This window comes from uncultured Shewanella sp. (assembly GCF_947497935.1).
Taxonomy (GTDB): domain Bacteria; phylum Pseudomonadota; class Gammaproteobacteria; order Enterobacterales; family Shewanellaceae; genus Shewanella.
This window is the reverse complement of sequence record NZ_CANMIO010000002.1, coordinates 335,056-355,524: the sequence shown is the minus strand read 5'-3', so window position 1 is coordinate 355,524 and position 20,469 is coordinate 335,056. Positions and strand designations below refer to the sequence as shown.

Genomic DNA, 20,469 nt, shown 5'->3' with positions numbered 1-20,469 from the left:
TGATGCGATTAACCCGCAAAACAGACCAAGCTGCAACAAGCAACAAGGCAGTCTTAGGTTTAAACCGTCGCCAATTCCTCAAGTCCGCGAGCCTCGCGACAGGCGGTATTGCAGCGGCATCTATGCTAGGCGCAGGTATGATGCGCAAAGCAGAAGCTAAAGATATTCCCCACGACACCCCCACCGAAACTAAACGTACCATCTGTTCACATTGCTCTGTAGGCTGCGGTGTTTATGCCGAAGTTCAAAACGGTGTATGGACAGGTCAGGAACCAGCATTCGATCACCCATTTAACGCGGGTGGACACTGTGCTAAAGGTGCTGCACTTCGTGAACACGGTCACGGTGAAAAGCGTCTTAAGTATCCAATGAAGTTAGAAGGCGGCAAGTGGAAGCGTCTATCTTGGGATCAAGCGATTGAAGAAGTTGGCCAACAAGCACTAGATATTCGTAAAGAATCGGGTCCTGACTCAGTATTTTTCATGGGTAGTGCAAAGTTCTCAAACGAACAAGCTTATATGTACCGCAAATTTGCGGCAATGTGGGGCACCAACAATGTCGACCACTCTGCACGTATTTGTCACTCTACCACTGTAGCCGGTGTTGCAAACACTTGGGGCTATGGTGCGCAAACCAACTCTTTCAACGATATTCGCAACGCTAAGGCGATGATGTTCATCGGCTCAAACCCTTGTGAAGCTCACCCAGTTGCGATGCAACATATTCTGGAAGGTAAAGAGCGCGGCGCGAAAATTATCGTTGTCGACCCTCGTTTCACCCGAACTGCAGCTAAGTCTGACGAGTTCGTGCATATTCGTCCTGGTACGGATATTCCTTTCATCTATGGTCTGCTATGGCACATCTTCGAAAACGGTTGGGAAGATCAAACCTTCATTGACCAGCGTGTTTACGGTATGGAACGTATCCGCGAAGAGGTTAAGAAGTACCCACCTGCTGAAGTTGAAAACATTGTTGGCGCGACAAAAGAGCAGATGTACCGCGTAGCTAAGCTACTGGCTGAGACTAAGCCTGGTACCGTTGTTTGGTGTATGGGTGGTACTCAGCATCACGTTGGTAACGCTAATACTCGTGCATACTGCATCCTTCAGCTTGCCCTAGGTAACATGGGTGTGTCAGGCGGCGGTACTAACATCTTCCGTGGTCACGATAACGTACAGGGCGCAACTGACTTCGGTCTTCTGTTCGATACGCTACCGGGTTACTACGGTCTAAAGACGGGTTCTTGGAAGCACTGGTGTAACGTTTGGGACTTGGACTATGAGTGGGTTAAGAGCCGCTTCGACCAAGAGCCACGTTTAGGTCAAGATCCTATGACCTCAACGGGTATCCCATGTTCACGTTGGCATGATGGTGTACTCGAAGATAAGTCTAAGATTGCTCAGAAAGATAACATTCATATGGCGTTCTTCTGGGGCCAATCGGTTAACACTGAAACCCGTGGCCGTGAAGTGCGTGAAGCCTTGAATAAGATGAAGACAGTTGTTGTTGTGGATCCATTCCCAACAATGGCGGGTGTCATGCATGAGCGTACCGATGGTGTGTACTTGCTACCAGCGTGTACTCAGTTTGAGACCTATGGTTCAGTATCGGCTTCAAACCGTTCACTACAGTGGCGTACTAAGGTTATCGAACCCCTGTTTGAGTCTAAGCCTGACCATGTGGTTATGTACAAGCTGGCTAAGAAGTGGGGCATCGAGAAAGAGTTCTGTAAGCATATTAAGGTGAACGGTGATGAGCCATTGATCGAAGATATGACTCGCGAATATAACCGTGGTATGTGGACTATTGGTTACACAGGTCAGAGCCCTGAGCGTCTGAAGATGCACCAAGAAAACTGGGGCACATTCGATATTAAATCGCTTGAAGCACCAGGTGGTCCAGCTAAAGGTGAAACTTACGGTTTACCTTGGCCATGTTGGGGCACGCCTGAGATGAAGCACCCTGGTTCACAGATCCTGTATCGTACCGGCCGTGAAGTTAAGAACGGTGGTGGTAACTTCCGTGCTCGTTATGGTGTTGAGCATAACGGCGTTAACATCTTGGCTGAAGGTTCCTACTCTAAAGGCAGTGAAATTAAAGACGGTTACCCAGAATTTACCGACAAGATGCTTAAGCAGCTTGGTTGGTGGGATGATCTCACTGCAGAAGAGAAAGCGGCTGCCGAAGGCAAGAACTGGAAGACCGATATCTCTGGTGGTATCCAGCGTGTCGCCATTAAGCATGGTTGTATTCCTTACGGTAACGCGAAAGCGCGTTGTATTGTTTGGAACTTCCCTGATGATATTCCATTGCACCGTGAGCCTCTATATACGCCTCGTCGTGACTTGGTTGCTAAGTATCCAACATACGAAGATCGTATGGTTGCTCGTCTTCCTACCCTGTACAAAACGATTCAGGAACAAGACTTTAGTAAAGGCTTCCCATTAATCATTACGACTGGCCGTTTGGTTGAGTACGAAGGTGGTGGTGAAGAAACGCGTTCTAACCCATGGCTTGCTGAGCTTCAGCAAGAGATGTTTATCGAGATCAACCCAGCCGATGCTGCCGATCGCGGTATTCGTGATGGTGATAACGTGTTCGTACATAGTCCAGAAGGTGCAAAAATCACCGTTAAGGCTATGGTCATTCCACGAGTTGTACCAGGCGAATGTTTCATGCCATATCACTTCGCGGGTGTATTCGAAGGCAAGAGCCTAGAGAAGAACTACCCAGAAGGCACGGTTCCTTATGTTATTGGTGAAGCTGCCAATACTGTAATGACCTATGGTTATGATGTTGTGACACAGATGCAAGAGACGAAAGTGAGCTTGTGTCAGGTCAGCAAAGCCTAATTAACTTGATGAGGAGATAAGCCATTATGGCAGTCATGAAATTCTTATGTGACACCAAGCGCTGCATCGAGTGTAACGGTTGCGTCACAGCATGTAAAAACGAAAACGCCTCAGCCATTGGCTGGGGGATCCAACGTCGTCGCGTGGTCACACTAAATGATGGTGAGCCGGGTGAAGCGTCTATTTCAGTGGCATGTATGCACTGTACTGATGCACCTTGTATGGCCGTTTGTCCTGCAGACTGTTTCTATCGTACTGAAGACGGTATCGTCTTACACAACAAAGAAACCTGTATCGGTTGTGGTTACTGTTTCTATGCATGTCCTTTTGGAGCGCCTCAGTTCCCTAAGAAGGATGCATTTGGTAGCCGCGGAAAAATGGATAAATGTACTTTCTGTGCCGGTGGCCCTGCACCTGATTTCTCGGAAGAGGAACGTAAGCTATATGGTGCTAACCGTATTGCCGAAGGTAAGTTACCTATGTGTGCAGAGCTTTGTGCGACTAAGGCGTTATTAGCAGGTGATGCGGAGGTTGTTTCTAATATCTTCCGTGAACGTTCTGCTGCACGTGGTGCACCTGGCGCTATCTGGGGTTATACCCCTACAACTGGCTAGTCAGGCTGAATAGGGCTGCGGGTTTCGACCTGCAGCCCGATAAAGGAGTGAGTATGTTTATGAAATCACTGCGCAGCCTGTTTGCATTGCTAGTTATTCCATTGATGGTTTCAATGGGGTTGGGACTTAGCGCTTCGGCAATGGCTGCGGATGATCAAACGAGCCAACAGCAAGCTGCAAGCAATGACGCCGATCTTTGGCGTGCGGTTAAGGCAGGTGACTCAGGTTACACCGTGGCAAAAGGCATCGAGACTGGTGTGCTAATCAATGTAGTAGGTAATGAAGGCAAGAACGTCCGCAACGAGTATTTAACTCCTGTAATGGGAATTACGGTTGTTGGTGTATTTGCTGCATTTCTATTTTTCTATTTGGTGAATGGCCCCTCTAAGTTGAGTAAGGGCTTTTCTGGGAAAATGGTACTACGTTGGTCGAAAGCTGATTTGTGGATCCACTGGGTAATGGCGACATCTTGTTTAGCGCTGATATTCACAGGCCTCAATATCATGCTGGGCAAACACATATTGCAGCCTTATATCGGCGAAGGTCTATGGGCTGGGCTGATCTATGGTAGCAAGACAATACATGACTGGGTCGGACCGATATTTATTGTGTCTTGGATCTTGTGTGTTGTTAAGTGGATGCCGATGCAAACGTTTAAGATGTATGACTTAAAGTGGTTCTTAGTGGTTGGTGGTTACATCAACTTTGGACCTTTTAAGGGTAAGCATCCTGATAGTGGATTTGCTAACGCCGGTGAAAAGATGTGGTTCTGGAGCTTAACTATTTTCGGTTTATTTATTGCCGCATCAGGGTTAATGCTTGTATTACCAGGTCTAGATTTGCCACGTGAAGCCTCAATGGCCGCACTTCTCATTCACTCAATTAGTGCGATTATTATTATCGCGTTCACTATCGTCCATATCTGGATGGCGACAGTGTTAAGTGAAGGTGGTATGGAGTGTATGGTATCGGGTTACTGCGATGAAAACTGGGCAATCCAGCATCACAACGTTTGGTACGATGAAATGAAAGATGGCAATAGCATAGTTTATAAAGACTAACGCTAATTTTGCTATCAGATAAAAATGCCTCGACTCAGTCGGGGCATTTTTGTTTTTGACGGTTTTCAATTGGTGCTTTCCTTCAATATCGGTATTTACCGTGTGGCATACAAACTAGCGAGCGGTATTAGAAACCTTTCTCGAGTTAATTTATGTGAAGCTTTGCTATAAAGAAGTGGATTATCAATTTGTTATATTAGTTGGAGCCATATTGGGAGGGGGCTTTTGGGTGCGTTTTATTACGTGTGTTGTTTTTTGGTAGCAAATCTGTATTGCCTGTTTCGATGCCAATAGGACCTAGTCATGAGTTAGTGAGTCATTTGGTATAAAAAATATTCTTGCAGTCTAGCAAATGTTAATAATTAGCATTTATATAAGTAAACCCTGTAATGTTTTGTATTTGTTAATTTTTAAACACCAATCACTAGTCTAATCACTTGTACAAATTTGATTTTCTACACAGTTTTTTCGGTTTTAAATATGCGCTAGTTAACACTTTGGCTTGAAGCTTCTCCAGAGTCGAAATTTAACCTATCTCAGATCAATTTTTTCCAATCGAATTTTCTTTATATTAGCCCTGCAATTTTGTTGGATACCTCTAATAAGTAAACAAATTTTACATTATGGATCATCGGCTTAACAACTGACTGGTTGTCACTGTAAAAGGTAGCATTATTAGACTTATCTTAATTTTTATAATTAGAGTATTCCTTATCTTCCAGGAGTAAAAATGAACAAGCAACAGCCTGATCTGAACCGCAGATCTTTGCTGAAGGCACTGACCATAGGTGGCACAGCAAGTGTCGCTATCGCCGCTACTGGCGTAAGTGTTGCCCAAGCAAGTGAAACTAAAGTCAGTTCAAAGAATGACAATGGCTATCATGAAACTGCACATATTCGCAGTTATTACAATAGCTTACGCGGCTAGTTTAGGAGAATTTAAGCGATGAAGTTAACTCGCAAATCCAATGCGGCACCAACCGTAGAGAAAAAAACTCTAGGTATCAGCCGTCGTCAATTTATTAAGCAAGCAGGTATCACATCTGGTGGTATCGCCGCCGCTTCTTTGTTGGGTACAGGCATGATGCGTCGAGCAGAAGCCAAAGATATCCCACATGATGCTCCAACTGAAATCAAACGTACTGTATGTAGTGCATGTGCGGTAGGTTGTGGTCTTTACGCTGAAGTACAAAATGGCGTGTGGACAGGTCAAGAGCCTGCTTTCGATCACCCATTCAACGCGGGCGGTCACTGTGCTAAAGGTGCTGCACTACGTGAACATGGTCACGGTGAGAAGCGTCTTAAGTATCCAATGAAGCTTGTTGATGGCAAGTGGAAGAAACTATCTTGGGAGCAAGCTTTTAACGAAGTTGGCGACCAAATGCAGAACATTCGTAAAGAATCGGGTCCAGACTCTGTTTACTTCATGGGTAGTGCTAAGTTCTCGAACGAAGGCTGCTACATGTACCGTAAATTTGCGGCAATGTGGGGCACGAACAACGTTGACCACTCTGCACGTATTTGTCACTCTACCACTGTAGCCGGTGTTGCAAACACTTGGGGTTACGGTGCGCAAACTAACTCTTTCAACGATATCCAGAATGCAAACGCAATCTTCTTTATCGGGTCAAACCCGGCTGAAGCGCATCCTGTTGCCATGCAGCATATCTTGATCGCTAAAGAGAAGAACAACGCTAAGATCATCGTGGTTGATCCACGTTTCTCTCGCACTGCTGCTCACGCAGATCTTCACTGTGGTCTACGTCCTGGTACCGATATTCCATTCATCTACGGTATGCTTTGGCACATCTTCGAAAACGGTTGGGAAGATAAGACATTTATCGAACAACGTGTATTCGAGATGGACACCATCCGTGAGGAAGTGAAGAAGTTCCCACCTAAAGAAGTTGAGCACATCACTGGCTGCACTGAAGAAGAAGTCTATCAAGCTGCTAAAATGATGGCGGATAACCGTCCTGGTACTGTTGTTTGGTGTATGGGTGGTACTCAGCATCACGTGGGTAACGCTAACACTCGCGCATACTGTATTCTTCAGCTAGCCCTAGGTAACATGGGTGTATCTGGTGGCGGTACTAACATCTTCCGTGGTCACGATAACGTACAGGGCGCAACTGACTTAGGTCTATTGTTCGATACGCTACCGGGTTACTACGGTCTTAAGACGGGTTCTTGGCAGCATTGGTGTAACGTTTGGGACTTGGACTACGATTGGGTTAAGGCGCGTTTCGACCAAAACTCTTATCTAGGCCGTATTCCAATGAATACCCCTGGTATTCCTTGTTCACGTTGGCACGACGGTGTGCTTGAAACACCAGAGAAGCTAGCGCAGAAAGATCGCGTTCGCATGGCATTCTTCTGGGGACAATCAGTTAACACTGAAACCCGCCAGAATGATGTTCGTGACGCACTCGATCAAATGGACACAGTGGTTGTAGTGGATCCTTTCCCAACAATGGCGGGTGTAATGCACCGTCGTAAGAATGGTGTTTATCTTCTACCTGCTGCAACTCAGTTCGAAACTCAAGGTTCTGTGTCTAACTCTGGCCGTAGCCAGCAGTGGCGTGAACAGGTTATCGAGCCATTATTTGAATCTAAGACTGACCTTGAGATCATGTACCGTCTATCTCAAAAGCTTGGTTTTGCTGACGAATACACTAAGCGTATCGCTAAAGATGCCAATGACGTGCTAGTGATTGAAGACGTTACTCGCGAAATCAACCGCGGTATGTGGACGATTGGTATGTCAGGTCAAAGCCCTGAGCGTTTGAAGTTACATACTCAAAACTGGGGCACGTTCAGCAACAAGACTCTTGAAGCTGCTGGTGGTCCTGCTAAAGGCGAGACTTACGGTCTACCTTGGCCATGTTGGGGTACACCAGAGCAGAAGCACCCTGGTACACAGATCCTTTATAACACAAACAAGCACGTACTTGAGGGTGGCGGTAACTTCCGTGCTCGTTACGGTGTTGAGTATAAAGGTAAGAACCTACTTGCTGAAGGCAGCTACTCTAAAGGCGCTGAAATCCAAGACGGTTACCCAGAGTTCACTGCTGACATGCTTAAGCAATTAGGCTGGTGGGATGACCTTACAGCGGCTGAAAAAGCACTTGCTGAAGGTAAGAACTGGAAGACTGATATCTCTGGTGGTATCCAACGTGTGGCTATGAAGCACGGTTGTATCCCATTCGGTAACGCTAAGGCACGTTGTATTGTTTGGACATTCCCAGACGAGGTCCCTGTTCACCGTGAGCCGTTATATACACCACGTCGTGATCTTGTGTCTAAGTACCCAACATACGCTGACATGCAAGTACACCGTCTACCAACGCTGTACAAGACTATTCAAGACAATGACAACACCGATAAGTACCCACTAGGTCTGACTTCTGGTCGTCTAGTTGAGTACGAAGGTGGTGGTGAAGAATCGCGTTCAAACCCATGGTTGGCTGAACTTCAGCAAGAGATGTTTGTTGAAATCAACCCAGCTGATGCGGCAGATCGCAGTATTCGCGACGGCGATACAGTATGGCTAGAAGGTGCTGAAGGTGGTCGTATTAAGATTAAGGCTATGGTTACTCCACGCGTTAAGCCGGGTGTCACTTGGATGCCTTACCACTTCGCGGGTGAGATGCATGGCGAAAGCTTAGCGCCTAACTACCCAGAAGGTACGGTTCCTTACGTTATTGGTGAATCAGCTAACACTGCATTGACTTATGGTTATGACCCTGTGACTCAGATGCAGGAAACCAAAGCATCGCTTTGTCAGATCACTAAAGCCTAAGTGCAGAATTAGCTAGGAGAATTGCCAGAATGGCTACAATGAAATTTTTATGTGATACCAAGCGCTGCATCGAGTGTAACGGTTGTGTCACAGCATGTAAGAACGAAAACGACTCTGCTTTAGAGTGGGGTATTCAACGTCGTCGTGTTGTCACTATCAATGACGGTGTAAAAGGCGAAGCATCTATCTCAGTAGCATGTATGCACTGTAGTGATGCACCTTGTATGGCAGTTTGCCCAGCAAATTGTTTCTACAAGACAGAAGACGGCATCGTACTTCACGACAAAGATACTTGTATCGGTTGTGGCTACTGCCTATACGCTTGCCCATTTGGCGCGCCACAGTTCCCTAAATCAGGTGCTTTCGGTGCTCGCGGTAAGATGGATAAGTGTACTTTCTGTGCCGGCGGACCAGAAGAGAACTTTTCTGAAGCAGAGCGTCAGAAGTATGGTGCCAACCGTATTGCTGAAGGCAAGCTACCTATGTGTGCTGAGTTGTGTGCAACTAAGTCACTACTTGCGGGTGACGCAGAAGTTGTTTCTGCAATCTTCCGTGAGCGTGTTGCATACCGTGGTTCTAACAAAAATGTTTGGGGCTAAGCCTTAAATATTGCGTTAGTCCATAATCGCTGCAAGCTGTCTCATTGAGCTGGCTTGCAGCAATCAGGAGGTGATATGAACAAATGGTTCAAACACATAGGCGTGGCAATCGCACTGTTATTTAGTGTGTCTGTATTTGCCCACGATGCCCCTAAAGTCGGTGACACTAATGAAGTGAATGGCCAAATCTGGGCTCAGCTAAAAGCGGGCGAAGAAGGCTATACCACTTCAAAGAGTGAATTCCACGGTCAAGCAATCAATACGTATGACCTACGTGTACTTGAGTTGCGCAGTGATATTCTTGCTCCAGCGTTGATGGCTGCCCTTTTTGGCATGATCATCATTTTTGTACTGTTTATCAAAGTGAATGGCATTTCTAAGCTTCACGGTGGTTTCTCAGGCAAGCTGGTTTACCGTTGGTCCAAGTTTGACGTATCGATTCACTGGCTAGGTGCTATTCCTTGTCTGTTATTGATTCTGACAGGCTTAACGCTACTTGCTGGACGTTTCTTCTTCCAGCCATACATTGGTGAAGGCCTATGGGCTGGTCTAGTCAACGCTGCTAAGCAGATCCACGACATCATGGCGATCCCGTTCATGCTAGGTTGGGCGCTAATGGTAACGTTATGGGCTAAGAACCAGATGCCAAAGATGTATGACCTTAAGTGGATGATGGTTGTTGGTGGTTACATCAACTTCGGTCCATTCAAAGGTAAGCACCCTGACGCAGGTTTTGCGAACGCGGGTGAGAAATTATGGTTCTGGGCATTCGCTGTGTTCGGTCTAGTGATTTCTGCTTCTGGTATGCTGTTGCTATTCCCGAACTTATTCGAGCCTAGCCGTACATTAAGCTTAATCGCGTTAGTGCTTCACTCTGTCAGCGCTATCATCATTACTGCTTTCTCAATCGTGCATATCTTCATGGCAACGGTTATGTCTGAAGGTGGTATGGAGTGTATGGTTTCTGGTTACTGTGATGAAACATGGGCTAGCCAGCACCATAACCTTTGGTTCGATGAGATCAAAGCAAACGGTACCCTAAAGTACAAAGACTAATACTCGTTTGATTATTGTCTGTAAATGCCCTGACTAAGTCGGGGCATTTTTTTGCGCCAATGAAAAAAATTTATTGAGTGGTTAAGGCGAAATGGGTATTACCGCTAAAACTCGCTAGAACGGCGATAGCTGCCAATTTCAATTTATGACCAACTAAGTCTCTCTAATGCATTTATACACTGCTGTGGCGGCATTTAGCTGCAATCTATCCATCGCAGTTACAATCATCCAAGCTTGAGCCATCTCTCTTTTTCGCTAGCAGTAGGGTTAGCGCAAGTCCTCTGCGTCAGCGGTTATGGGCTAGCTGTTGAAAAGCCGCCCTTACCCTACAGCCTCTCACTATATGTAATGGGTGAGTTAAACAGGTATCGATTACTGCCGCTAATGCTTGATTTCACCACGTTGGCAACCGCTTTATGCTCGCTAACGTGAAATGGTGTTAACAGTATGCGTCGCTCAAATTTCCTCTGCATAATTGCTTCTTTGTTTGTCACGAAAAAACAACAAACTTACACCATAAAATGCCTATGTTCGGTTTTGTTTGTTGATAATGGCGGCTTTCTAGAGACAGCTGTTAATGTTTGGTGTTATTGATCTAAATTTGTATAAGTTGCTGACAATTAGCTTGTTTTTGTTGTGTTATTTTAGGTTTTAACTGGAATTGTTTGTGGTTGTGCGCAAGTTAGCTTTTTAAAATATGCTTTAGTTAACACTTTTATTCTGATTTGCCTGAAATCGAATCTTTAATCAGATTTAGATCAACTTTTTTGGGGGTAAAACTCTTTATATTACGCCGGCTATATTGGGGATAGCTCTAACGAATATACACTTTTTACAATGTTAACTGCTTAAACAACAAGTGGTTAACCTGCGTTGCAAGTTGTAGCGTCATTGGATCTATCTTAAGTGTTTATAAACAAAACTATTCCTTCCTACTAGGAGTGAAAATGAAAAAGCAACAGCCTGATCTGAACCGCAGATCTTTGCTGAAAGCACTAACTATCGGCGGCACTGCAAGTGTTGCTATCGCCGCAACTGGCGTCAGTGTTGCTCAAGCAAGTGAAACGAAAGTCAGCACTAAAAATGTAGATGGCTATCATGAAACTGCGCACATTCGCAGTTATTACAATAGCTTACGCGGCTAGTCTAGGAGAAGTACAGCGATGAAGTTAACTCGCCAATCCAACGCGGCACCTACCGTAGAGAAAAAGACTCTAGGTATTAGCCGTCGTCAGTTTATGAAGCAAGCCGGTATCACATCTGGTGGTATCGCAGCAGCTTCTTTATTAGGCACAGGCATGATGCGTAAAGCAGAGGCTAAAGTGCAAACTGTTGCTCATGACGCACCAACAGAAATCAAGCGTACTGTATGTAGTGCTTGTGCGGTAGGTTGTGGTCTATACGCAGAAGTTCAAAATGGTGTTTGGACAGGTCAAGAGCCTGCATTTGACCATCCATTCAACTCTGGCGGTCATTGTGCTAAAGGCGCGAGCTTACGTTACCACACGCATTCAAATAAGCGTGTTAAGTACCCAATGAAGCTTGAAGGCGGTAAGTGGAAGAAGCTTTCATGGGAACAAGCTGTTTCTGAAATCGGCGATAAGATGCTTGAGATCAATCAAACATCAGGTCCTGACTCAGTTTACTTCATGGGTAGCGCGAAATTCTCTAACGAAGGTGCATACATGTACCGTAAGTTAGCGGCAATGTGGGGCACAAACAACGTTGACCATTCAGCGCGTATTTGTCACTCAACAACTGTTGCTGGTGTTGCGAACACTTGGGGTTACGGTGCACAAACCAACTCTTTCAACGATATTCGTAACGCAAAAAATATCTTCCTGATTGGGGCAAACCCAGCAGAGGCGCATCCAGTAGCGATGCAGCACATCTTAATCGCTAAAGAGCGCGGCGCGACAATGACTGTTGCCGATCCACGTTTCTCTCGCACTATGGCGCATTCTGATATCCACCTTCCATTACGTCCAGGTACCGATATTCCTTTGGTTTACGGTCTAATGTGGCACATTTTTGAAAATGGTTGGGAAGATAAAGAGTTTATCCGTACACGTGCTTACGGCATGGACAAGATCCGTGAAGAAGCTGCGCGTTGGACTCCTGAAGAAGTTGAAAACGTAACTGGCGTATCTCGCGAAGCTGTTTATGCTGCTGCTAAACAAATGGCGACTAACCGTCCAGGTACTGTAATTTGGTGTATGGGTGGTACTCAGCATCACGTTGGTAACGCTAACACGCGTATCTACTCTATCCTGCAGCTAGTGCTAGGTAACATGGGTGTGTCTGGTGGTGGTACTAACATTTTCCGTGGCCACGATAACGTTCAGGGCGCAACGGACATGGGTCTGCTATTCGACAACTTACCAGGCTACTACGGCGTTGGTGAAGGCGCATGGCACCACTGGTCTCGCGTATGGGATCTACCATTCGATTCAGTTAAAGCACGTTTCGACCAAAAGTCTTACTTAGGTCGTAGCCCAATGACTACTCCAGGTATGCCATGTTCTCGCTGGCAAGATGGTGTGTTAGAAGCTAAAGACAAACTTGCTCAAAAAGATAACCTACGTCTAGCATTCTTCTGGGGTCAGTCAGTGAACACTGAAACTCGTCAGATGGAAGTGCGTGATGCATTGGACAAGCTAGAAACAGTTGTTGTTGTTGACCCATACCCAACAATGGCGGGTGTTATGCACCGTCGTCAAGATGGTGTTTACTTACTACCTGCAGCTACTCAGTACGAAGGCGAAGGTTCAGTAAACAACTCTGGTCGTAGTGCACAGTGGCGTCAGCAGGTTGTTGAGCCGTTATTCGACTCTAAGAATGACCTAGAAATCATGTACCGCTTAGCGAAGCATGTAGGCATTGCTGACACATGGACTAAGCACATCAAGGTTAACGGCAACATGCCAGATCCTGATGACATCATGCGTGAATACACTAAAGGTATGCGTTCAATCGGTTACACCGGTTGGAGCCCTGAGCGTATCCGTGCTCACACCATGAACTGGGGTGATTTCTCTTCTGAAACACTAGAAGCACCAGGTGGCGTGAACAAGGGCGAGACTTATGGTCTACCTTGGCCATGTTGGGGTACGCCAGAGCAGAAGCACCCAGGTTCACAAATTCTATACCGCACAGGTATGAACGTTAACCAAGGTGGTGGTAACTTCCGTGCTCGTTTCGGTGTTGAACATGAAGGCGTTAGCATCCTAGCTGAAGATTCAGCTTCTGTTGATGCTGATATTCAAGACGGTTACCCACAATTTGATGACAAGATGCTGAAGCAACTTGGCTGGTGGGATGAGCTAACTGCTGAAGAGAAAGCACTAGCTGAAAACCGTACTTGGTCTACTGACTTGGGTGGCGGTATCGTACGTGTTGCACTAGCACACAATATGGTGCCATACGGTAACGCTAAAGCACGTTGTCGTGTTTGGACATTCCCTGATGAGATCCCGACACACCGTGAGCCAATCTACACTGCACGTCGTGATCTAATTGAGAAATACCCAACTCATAACGACATGCAAGTTCACCGTCTACCAACCTTGTACAAGACGTTACAAGACAAGGTTATTTCTGATGATCTAGACAAGAAGTACCCACTAATCTCTACTTCTGGCCGTTTGGTTGAGTACGAAGGTGGTGGTGAAGAGTCTCGTTCTTGCCCATGGTTGGCTGAACTTCAACAAGAAATGTTCATCGAAATTAACCCAGCTGATGCGGCAGATCGCGGCATTCGTGACGGTGATGACGTTTGGGTTGAAGGTGCTGAAGGCGGACGCATCAAGATCAAGGCGATGGTAACTCCACGTGTTGGCGCTGGTGTAACTTGGATGCCTTATCACTTCGCGGGTGTAATGCACGGTGAAGATCTGCAATATCCAGAATCTGGTGGAATTAGCACTAAGCCTTACGTAGTGGGTGAGTCTTGTAACACGGTAATGACCTACGGTTATGACCCTGTGACTCAGATGCAAGAAACTAAAGCCACACTTTGTCAGATTGCTAAAGCTTAATAGCTGTATTAGCTAGGAGAATTGCCAGAATGGCTACAATGAAATTTTTATGTGATACCAAGCGCTGCATCGAGTGTAACGGTTGTGTCACAGCATGTAAGAACGAAAACGACTCTGCTCTAGAGTGGGGAATTCAACGTCGTCGCGTAGTAACTATCAATGACGGTGTTAAAGGCGAAGCATCTATCTCTGTAGCATGTATGCACTGTGACGATGCACCTTGTATGGCTGTTTGTCCTGCAAACTGTTTCTACAAGACAGAAGACGGCATCGTACTTCACGACAAAGATACTTGTATCGGTTGTGGTTACTGCCTATACGCTTGCCCATTTGGCGCGCCTCAGTTCCCTAAATCGGGTGCTTTCGGTGCTCGCGGTAAGATGGACAAGTGTACTTTCTGTGCGGGTGGCCCAGAAGAGAATTTCTCTGAGGCAGAGCATCAGAAGTACGGTGCAAACCGTATCGCTGAAGGCAAGCTACCTATGTGTGCTGAGTTGTGTGCGACTAAAGCGCTACTAGCGGGTGATGCAGATATTGTTTCTTCAATCTTCCGTGAGCGTGTTGCATACCGTGGTTCTAAAAACGCAGCTTGGGGTTAATCAACTTAGGTTGACTAACTTCCAGCGTACCCTGAGTGGCTCATTAACGTGAGCCACCCAGTGGTAAAAGAGGACGTATTATGAACAAATGGTTAAAACACATAGGCGTGGCAATCGCACTGTTTTTCAGTGTGTCTGTTTTCGCTAACGCTACTGACAAAGTGGGCGACACAGTTGAAGTGAGCAACGGCCAAATCTGGGCACAGTTAAAAGCTGGCGAAGAAGGTCGTACAACTTCAACGAGTGAATTCCACACGCAAGCAATCAACACGTATGACCTACGTGTACTTGAATTGCGTAGTGATATTCTTGCTCCAGCATTAATGGCAGCCCTTTTCGGCATGATCATTATTTTTGTTCTGTTTATCAAAGTGAATGGCATTTCTAAGCTTCACGGTGGTTACTCAGGCAAGCTGGTTTACCGTTGGTCTAAGTTTGACGTATCAATTCACTGGCTAGGTGCTATTCCTTGTCTGCTATTGATCCTAACAGGCCTAATGCTAATTGCTGGTCGTTACTTCGTTCAGCCGTACATCGGTGAAGGCCTATGGGCTAGTCTAGTTAACGCTTCTAAGCAGATCCACGACATCATGGCGATCCCGTTCATGCTAGGTTGGGCGCTAATGGTAACGTTATGGGCTAAGAACCAGATGCCAAAGATGTATGACCTTAAGTGGATGATGGTTGTTGGTGGTTACATCAACTTCGGTCCATTCAAAGGTAAGCACCCTGACGCAGGTTTCGCTAACGCGGGTGAGAAATTATGGTTCTGGGCATTCGCTATGTTCGGTCTAGTAATCTCTGCATCTGGTATGTTGCTACTATTCCCGAACTTATTCGAGCCTAGCCGCACACTTAGCTTAATCGCACTAGTGCTTCACTCAGTCAGCGCTATCATCATCACTGCTTTCTCAATCGTGCATATCTTCATGGCAACGGTTATGTCTGAAGGTGGTATGGAGTGTATGGTTTCTGGTTACTGTGATGAAACATGGGCTAGCCAGCACCATAATCTTTGGTTCGATGAGATCAAAGAAAACGGTACCCTAAAGTACAAAGAATAGTCTTCTTTACACTTAATGCCTAAACACCCTAGCTATTCGTAGTTGGGGTGTTTTTTTATATGGGGTAGAGATGTTAACCTGTATGTTTTATGCGCATTCGCTAAAGTATGATCAGCTTAACAAAAAATCTTACACTTGGTTGATAGGAAACGCTAAATCGTAACCTAATCACGTTTTAAGCTCATTTAAAGTGCTAATTTTGCTCATCGCTAGTGCATTCCAATGTTTCCGATTCTTTTGTCATTAGCATTCTTTTATAGGAACTTTTATGTCTTCGATTATTTTGCCTGAAACTGCACAACCCTATAACGCGAATATCACCACGCCTAACTGGATGATTAGCAGTATGGAAAAAGTGATGCAGTTTTATGTGGATCGTAACTTACGACTCGATACGGTTTCGGCAGAGATGATGCCAAATCCAATTGAAGGCAAAAAGTACATGCTTTATGCCCATGTCCCTTTCTGTCACACCTTGTGCTCATTTTGTACTTTCCACCGCTTCCTATTTAAAGAAGATAAGGCTCGTGCTTATTTCATCTCTCTGCGTAAAGAGATGGATATGGTCAAAGCCTTAGGCTATGACTTCGAGTCTATGTATATCGGTGGTGGTACCACTACGGTTCTGGAAGATGAACTTGCTCGTACTATCGAGCACGCTAAGAAGCTGTTCCCTAGCATTAAAGAAGTCTCTTGTGAGTCAGATCCGCAGCACTTAGATAGCCCTGGATTTAAACAGCTTGAAGGCCTAGTGGATCGCATGTCTATCGGCGTGCAGAGTTTCAACGATGATATTCTTGCTATGACAGATCGAATTGAAAAGTTCGGCTCAGGGCAAGAGACATTTGATAAGATCATGGCGGCAAAAGAGCTGTTTCCGATCATCAACGTGGATCTTATCTTTGGCTTCCGTGGCCAAACCGATGAAGTAATCCAGCATGACTTGGATATGGCATCGAAATTAGATCCTCGCCAGATCACCACTTACCCGCTGATGATCACTCACCAAACGCGTAAGAGTGTCAAAGGTAAGTTAGCCGCACCACATGGCGATATGGCTCGTCAGTATCGTCAAATTCTAAACAGCCTTAACGGTCAGTATAACCAGTTATCGGCTTGGGCATTTGGTAAGGCAAATAACGAAGGCTTCGACGAATACGTTATCGATTATGATGAGTACTTAGGTGTTGGCTCAGGCTCGTTTAGCTTCTTGAACGACACACTTTATGTAAATACTTTCTCACTGCGTAACTACCAAGAGCGTATCGCAACGGGTCGTATGGGTGTCGATCAACAGAAAAAATATGGCCGCAAAGAAGTGATGCAGTATCGTTTCTTATTGGGGATGTTCTCTGGTCGACTATCGCGTAAATACTTCCGCGAAACATTTGGCGTTAATCTAGACACCGCGCTGTTTAAAGAGATGACTTCGATGAAGGCTATCGGCGCGATTAAGAATGATCCAACCGATCCTGATAACCTGATCGTGACCGATAACGGCAAGATGATGGGACTACTGATGATGAAAGAGTTCTATTCCGGTATGGATAACGTGCGAGCACAATTGCGCAAGCCGCTTAAAGCCTGCGATATGTAAGGCTAGCAGTTATTACCAATCTAATACTCGCTAGCGAGTATTAGATAGCCAAAAGGGTGAAGCTATACAGCTTCACCCTTTTTTGCGATCAGTGCCTGTAGTTTTTTGATATCTTCTTTTATCTGCAATACATAATCATCGGTATATTGCAGCTGTTCGAATTCAGACAGGCAGACTTGATACCTAGCCAGCTGAGCCTCCGGCGTTGCCCCAAACTCTATCTGTTCGTTTACACCAATAATTGAGTCCATTCAATTACTCCAACATCGATATTTGACTACATGCTACTTTCGTAATTCTTCATTTAGCTATGGCATTATTGAACATCTAATTCTAATTATGATCCGTCTTTGCTGAGCTATACGTTGGTTTATTTAACTTTCAGAGAGTTAGCTATTAAGCGTGTACATTAATGAGAAACGAGTGCTTGCGAGGGCTTACGTGAGTATGAGAGATCGCTTACATCGATAGGAATAAATACAGCTGACTCCTCTTTATGACACATGTTTGGCCAACGGCTTGGAACCCGCTCATAAATCTCTTACTATCGGACTAATTATCTTCTTTAATCGAAAAGTCATGGCGAATATATTACTGGTAGCAAACCTCAATTGTGATCGTATTTTTTTGCTCAACCACAAGCTTAAACCCGGCGGTCGATTTCATTATAAAGATGGCGGTCAGCGTCTAGGTGGAGGCGGTGCCAATACTGGGATAGGCCTAGTCTGGGCTGGGCATCAGGTTTCTCTGGTGACTGAGGTTGGTCGTGATAAGGTTGGTGATTGGTTGATAGCCGAGGCGAGTACCCAAGGAATTAACTGTAGCCAGATCCAACGCCGAGCCGGTAATACCTGTGAGATGTTGCTGATGATGACTCCTGACGGTGAGCGCACCATAATTAGACCCGAACGACCCAAGTTCGAGCTGCCTTTGCCGCCTAACTGGAAAAAGGTCGATGCGTTATATATCAACTCTTCAACCGAAGGTGCGGCGAGTTGGTCTAAAACGGCTATGTCACATTGTTGGGTGGTGGCTCAGTTAGCCAAAGATGAGCGGGCTAGGCCATGTCACGTGCTTATTGCATCGCTGAGTGATATGCAGGGGCGTTGCAATGGTGACCCTTGGCAGTTTGCTCAAGCGATAGCGGGTAAAAACCTAAAGTATTTCGTGGTGACCGATGGCGAGCATGGCGCCATGGCGTATAGTGCAAATGAGGCTATACACGTTGCCGCCGTGCCTAGCAAAGTTATTGATACCACCGGTGCCGGGGACGCTTATGCTGCTGGGCTTATTCATGGCTTGGTTAGCCAGCAAACGATAATAGAGTCTATGCAGGAAGCCGCCGTTTGGTCAGGATTTGCCGTGGCGTGTAATAGTTCTATTCCGGGTAAGGGCTTGAAGCAGCATCTGATGCCTGAGTAGTCCTTGTCGAGTTATGCTTAAGTCGAACTGTGTTTAATTCATATGCGCGTCATATTAGTGACATGCAATTGTCACCTTGTGCGCCTAGGATACCCCGCAGCTACTCTCTGAATGAAAACTTCCACTCTTAGGCTGTATATTGTGCCTCGCTCTTTCGGCGAGGCTTTTTTATTTGCTGCATTTAAATTGCGGCAATAGCTTAAAAGTCGATGCGAGTCTCTGGCTTTTCAGTTACCATTTCACAAAAGTTTAACAACTGCTGGGGTGGGTCGCAGCAGTTCACTGATGTTGAGTGAGGATAGAGTATGGGCAATAGGGTTTGGAACGATAAAAAGCGCTTTATATGGATTCTCTCTTTATTGCTGCTATCCGCTTTTGCGGTGACTAGCGGGATCAGTTATCAAGTTGCCCATGACTCATTAAGTGAACAGATTAAAGAGAATAATCTGCCGCTCACTAGCGATAATATTTACTCCGAAATTCAGCAAGATCTGCTTAGACCGATTTTTATCTCCTCGTTAATGGCGCAAGATACTTTCGTCAGGGACTGGGCCATTAATCATGAGCAGACACCAGATAAACTGATCCGTTATCTCAAGGAGATCCAAGATAAGTACGCCACAGTTACAAGTTTTTTTGTCTCCGAAGCCTCACGTAAGTATTACCACTCTAGCGGTGTATTAAAGCAGATAAAAGATATCGATCCGGAGGATGCCTGGTACTTTCGTGTGCGTTCTCTACCTAAGCATGAATACTATGAAGTCAATATCGATCCCGATACGGCCGATCAAAATAGGACAGTGGTTTATGTTAACTATAAGGTGTTTGATTTTGAAGGGAACTTTATTGGTGTCACGGGTGTTGGGCTGGCAGTCGAAAGCGTTAAGCGTCTGATTGAGCTCTATCAGACTCGATATAACCGCAGCGTCTATTTTACCGATAGGCAAGGGAACGTCACTTTGCACAGTGAACAATATACTGGTGAGGCTAGCCTACAAACCAGCCCTGGTTTGGAGTCTCTCGCCACCCGAATTCTCACCAGTCCGAGTACTTCGTTTTCCTACCAGAAAGCAGGAGAGACGGTCTACTTAAATAGCCGCTTGGTACCTGAATTCAAGTGGTACTTAATTGTTGAACAACAAGAGGCTAGAGGTGAGCAAAAGCTATTGACGACCTTCTGGGCCAATATAGGGTTAAGTCTACTTATTACCCTAGGCATCTTACTTATCGCTAATATGACCTTAGGTCGATATCAGCGGAAATTAGAGTGGATGGCCTCAACCGATAAACTGACGGGAGCGGCTAATCGTCAAGCTTTCGAAGAGTACTTCGCCAAATCTTTAGCCAATTCGGTATTAGAGAGTTCGCCAATGTCGGTGTTGTTATTAGATATTGACCACTTTAAGAGGGTAAATGACTTACATGGTCATAATATAGGTGACCTAGTGATCCAAACTTTAAGCCATCTCCTTAGAGGGCAGCTCAGGAGTGATGATTTACTGTGTCGCTGGGGCGGGGAAGAGTTTTTGATATTACTACCCAGTTGTAACCTAAGCCAAGCGAGTGATATTGCCGAAAAGCTCAGGGAGCTGGTGGAGGCTCGGCTACTGACAATCAATGGCTGCGAAATCAATGTCACTATAAGCTGTGGCGTGGCAGAGTACAGAGTATCTGAGAAGGCCGAAGAGCTGATTAATCGTGCCGATATAGCGCTCTATCAAGCCAAGGAGCAGGGACGTAATCGAGTGGTCATGTCTTATTAGCGC

General features: G+C 45.7%; 15 protein-coding genes. 14 read left to right on the top strand and 1 reads right to left on the bottom strand.

From position 1 onward, the window contains the following. The first annotated feature begins 2 nt into the window (after positions 1 to 2). The 12 genes from Q1A86_RS03740 to Q1A86_RS03685 all read left to right on the top strand — a co-directional run bounded on the left by Q1A86_RS03740 (position 3) and on the right by Q1A86_RS03685 (position 17,281). Entirely contained in the window at positions 3 to 2,852 is a 2,850-nt protein-coding gene (locus tag Q1A86_RS03740) for a formate dehydrogenase subunit alpha (RefSeq protein WP_299803010.1), read from the top strand. Positions 2,853 to 2,878: 26 nt separating this feature from the next. Beyond that, positions 2,879 to 3,466, top strand: a complete 588-nt coding sequence (fdh3B, locus tag Q1A86_RS03735) for a formate dehydrogenase FDH3 subunit beta (RefSeq protein WP_299803008.1) — start codon at positions 2,879 to 2,881, stop codon at positions 3,464 to 3,466. 53 nt (positions 3,467 to 3,519) lie between these two features. Further along, on the top strand, positions 3,520 to 4,527 hold the full coding sequence (locus Q1A86_RS03730; protein ID WP_299803006.1) for a formate dehydrogenase subunit gamma: 1,008 nt from the start codon (positions 3,520 to 3,522) through the stop codon (positions 4,525 to 4,527). Positions 4,528 to 5,257: 730 nt separating this feature from the next. Further along, the gene (locus Q1A86_RS03725; RefSeq protein ID WP_220762260.1) at positions 5,258 to 5,455 is read left to right on the top strand and encodes a twin-arginine translocation signal domain-containing protein; all 198 of its coding nucleotides are present in this window, start codon (positions 5,258 to 5,260) and stop codon (positions 5,453 to 5,455) included. A gap of 18 nt (positions 5,456 to 5,473) precedes the next feature. Then, complete coding sequence (locus Q1A86_RS03720; RefSeq protein WP_299803004.1) at positions 5,474 to 8,329, top strand: formate dehydrogenase subunit alpha; 2,856 nt, start codon at positions 5,474 to 5,476, stop codon at positions 8,327 to 8,329. A 29-nt stretch (positions 8,330 to 8,358) separates the two neighbouring features. Then, complete coding sequence (fdh3B, locus tag Q1A86_RS03715; protein ID WP_012157320.1) at positions 8,359 to 8,928, top strand: formate dehydrogenase FDH3 subunit beta; 570 nt, start codon at positions 8,359 to 8,361, stop codon at positions 8,926 to 8,928. A gap of 75 nt (positions 8,929 to 9,003) precedes the next feature. Further along, the gene (locus tag Q1A86_RS03710) at positions 9,004 to 9,984 is read left to right on the top strand and encodes a formate dehydrogenase subunit gamma (protein ID WP_299802997.1); all 981 of its coding nucleotides are present in this window, start codon (positions 9,004 to 9,006) and stop codon (positions 9,982 to 9,984) included. Between the two features lie 947 nt (positions 9,985 to 10,931). Beyond that, positions 10,932 to 11,129, top strand: coding sequence for a twin-arginine translocation signal domain-containing protein (locus Q1A86_RS03705; RefSeq protein WP_028766715.1), 198 nt, complete (start codon positions 10,932 to 10,934; stop codon positions 11,127 to 11,129). A gap of 18 nt (positions 11,130 to 11,147) precedes the next feature. Further along, the gene (locus Q1A86_RS03700; RefSeq protein WP_299802993.1) at positions 11,148 to 14,021 is read left to right on the top strand and encodes a formate dehydrogenase subunit alpha; all 2,874 of its coding nucleotides are present in this window, start codon (positions 11,148 to 11,150) and stop codon (positions 14,019 to 14,021) included. 29 nt (positions 14,022 to 14,050) lie between these two features. Further along, positions 14,051 to 14,620, top strand: a complete 570-nt coding sequence (gene fdh3B, locus Q1A86_RS03695; RefSeq protein WP_220762269.1) for a formate dehydrogenase FDH3 subunit beta — start codon at positions 14,051 to 14,053, stop codon at positions 14,618 to 14,620. A gap of 80 nt (positions 14,621 to 14,700) precedes the next feature. After that, on the top strand, positions 14,701 to 15,684 hold the full coding sequence (locus tag Q1A86_RS03690) for a formate dehydrogenase subunit gamma (protein WP_299802988.1): 984 nt from the start codon (positions 14,701 to 14,703) through the stop codon (positions 15,682 to 15,684). A gap of 268 nt (positions 15,685 to 15,952) precedes the next feature. Further along, positions 15,953 to 17,281: a coproporphyrinogen III oxidase family protein gene (locus Q1A86_RS03685; RefSeq protein ID WP_299802986.1), complete on the top strand. Its 1,329-nt coding sequence runs from the start codon at positions 15,953 to 15,955 to the stop codon at positions 17,279 to 17,281. Between the two features lie 62 nt (positions 17,282 to 17,343). On the opposite strand, the gene Q1A86_RS03680 is transcribed toward Q1A86_RS03685, so the two are convergent. Further along, positions 17,344 to 17,532 (bottom strand): hypothetical protein, encoded by a 189-nt coding sequence (locus Q1A86_RS03680; protein ID WP_299802984.1) that lies wholly within the window; start codon positions 17,530 to 17,532, stop codon positions 17,344 to 17,346. A gap of 328 nt (positions 17,533 to 17,860) precedes the next feature. On the opposite strand from Q1A86_RS03680, the gene Q1A86_RS03675 reads away from it, so the two are divergent. Then, on the top strand, positions 17,861 to 18,703 hold the full coding sequence (locus Q1A86_RS03675; RefSeq protein WP_299802982.1) for a PfkB family carbohydrate kinase: 843 nt from the start codon (positions 17,861 to 17,863) through the stop codon (positions 18,701 to 18,703). A gap of 305 nt (positions 18,704 to 19,008) precedes the next feature. After that, entirely contained in the window at positions 19,009 to 20,466 is a 1,458-nt protein-coding gene (locus Q1A86_RS03670) for a sensor domain-containing diguanylate cyclase (protein ID WP_299802980.1), read from the top strand. Positions 20,467 to 20,469 lie beyond the last annotated feature (3 nt).

Bases quoted from the DNA above. Each gene is read 5' to 3' on its own strand.
- fdh3B (WP_299803008.1), top strand. From the start codon at position 2,879: ATGGCAGTCATGAAATTCTTATGTGACACCAAGCGCTGCATCGAGTGT.
- fdh3B (WP_012157320.1), top strand. From the start codon at position 8,359: ATGGCTACAATGAAATTTTTATGTGATACCAAGCGCTGCATCGAGTGT.
- Q1A86_RS03705 (WP_028766715.1), top strand. From the start codon at position 10,932: ATGAAAAAGCAACAGCCTGATCTGAACCGCAGATCTTTGCTGAAAGCA.
- Q1A86_RS03710 (WP_299802997.1), top strand. From the start codon at position 9,004: ATGAACAAATGGTTCAAACACATAGGCGTGGCAATCGCACTGTTATTT.
- Q1A86_RS03700 (WP_299802993.1), top strand. From the start codon at position 11,148: ATGAAGTTAACTCGCCAATCCAACGCGGCACCTACCGTAGAGAAAAAG.
- Q1A86_RS03680 (WP_299802984.1), bottom strand. From the start codon at position 17,532: ATGGACTCAATTATTGGTGTAAACGAACAGATAGAGTTTGGGGCAACG.
- Q1A86_RS03670 (WP_299802980.1), top strand. From the start codon at position 19,009: ATGGGCAATAGGGTTTGGAACGATAAAAAGCGCTTTATATGGATTCTC.
- Q1A86_RS03690 (WP_299802988.1), top strand. From the start codon at position 14,701: ATGAACAAATGGTTAAAACACATAGGCGTGGCAATCGCACTGTTTTTC.
- Q1A86_RS03685 (WP_299802986.1), top strand. From the start codon at position 15,953: ATGTCTTCGATTATTTTGCCTGAAACTGCACAACCCTATAACGCGAAT.
- fdh3B (WP_220762269.1), top strand. From the start codon at position 14,051: ATGGCTACAATGAAATTTTTATGTGATACCAAGCGCTGCATCGAGTGT.
- Q1A86_RS03730 (WP_299803006.1), top strand. From the start codon at position 3,520: ATGTTTATGAAATCACTGCGCAGCCTGTTTGCATTGCTAGTTATTCCA.
- Q1A86_RS03675 (WP_299802982.1), top strand. From the start codon at position 17,861: ATGGCGAATATATTACTGGTAGCAAACCTCAATTGTGATCGTATTTTT.
- Q1A86_RS03720 (WP_299803004.1), top strand. From the start codon at position 5,474: ATGAAGTTAACTCGCAAATCCAATGCGGCACCAACCGTAGAGAAAAAA.
- Q1A86_RS03725 (WP_220762260.1), top strand. From the start codon at position 5,258: ATGAACAAGCAACAGCCTGATCTGAACCGCAGATCTTTGCTGAAGGCA.
- Q1A86_RS03740 (WP_299803010.1), top strand. From the start codon at position 3: ATGCGATTAACCCGCAAAACAGACCAAGCTGCAACAAGCAACAAGGCA.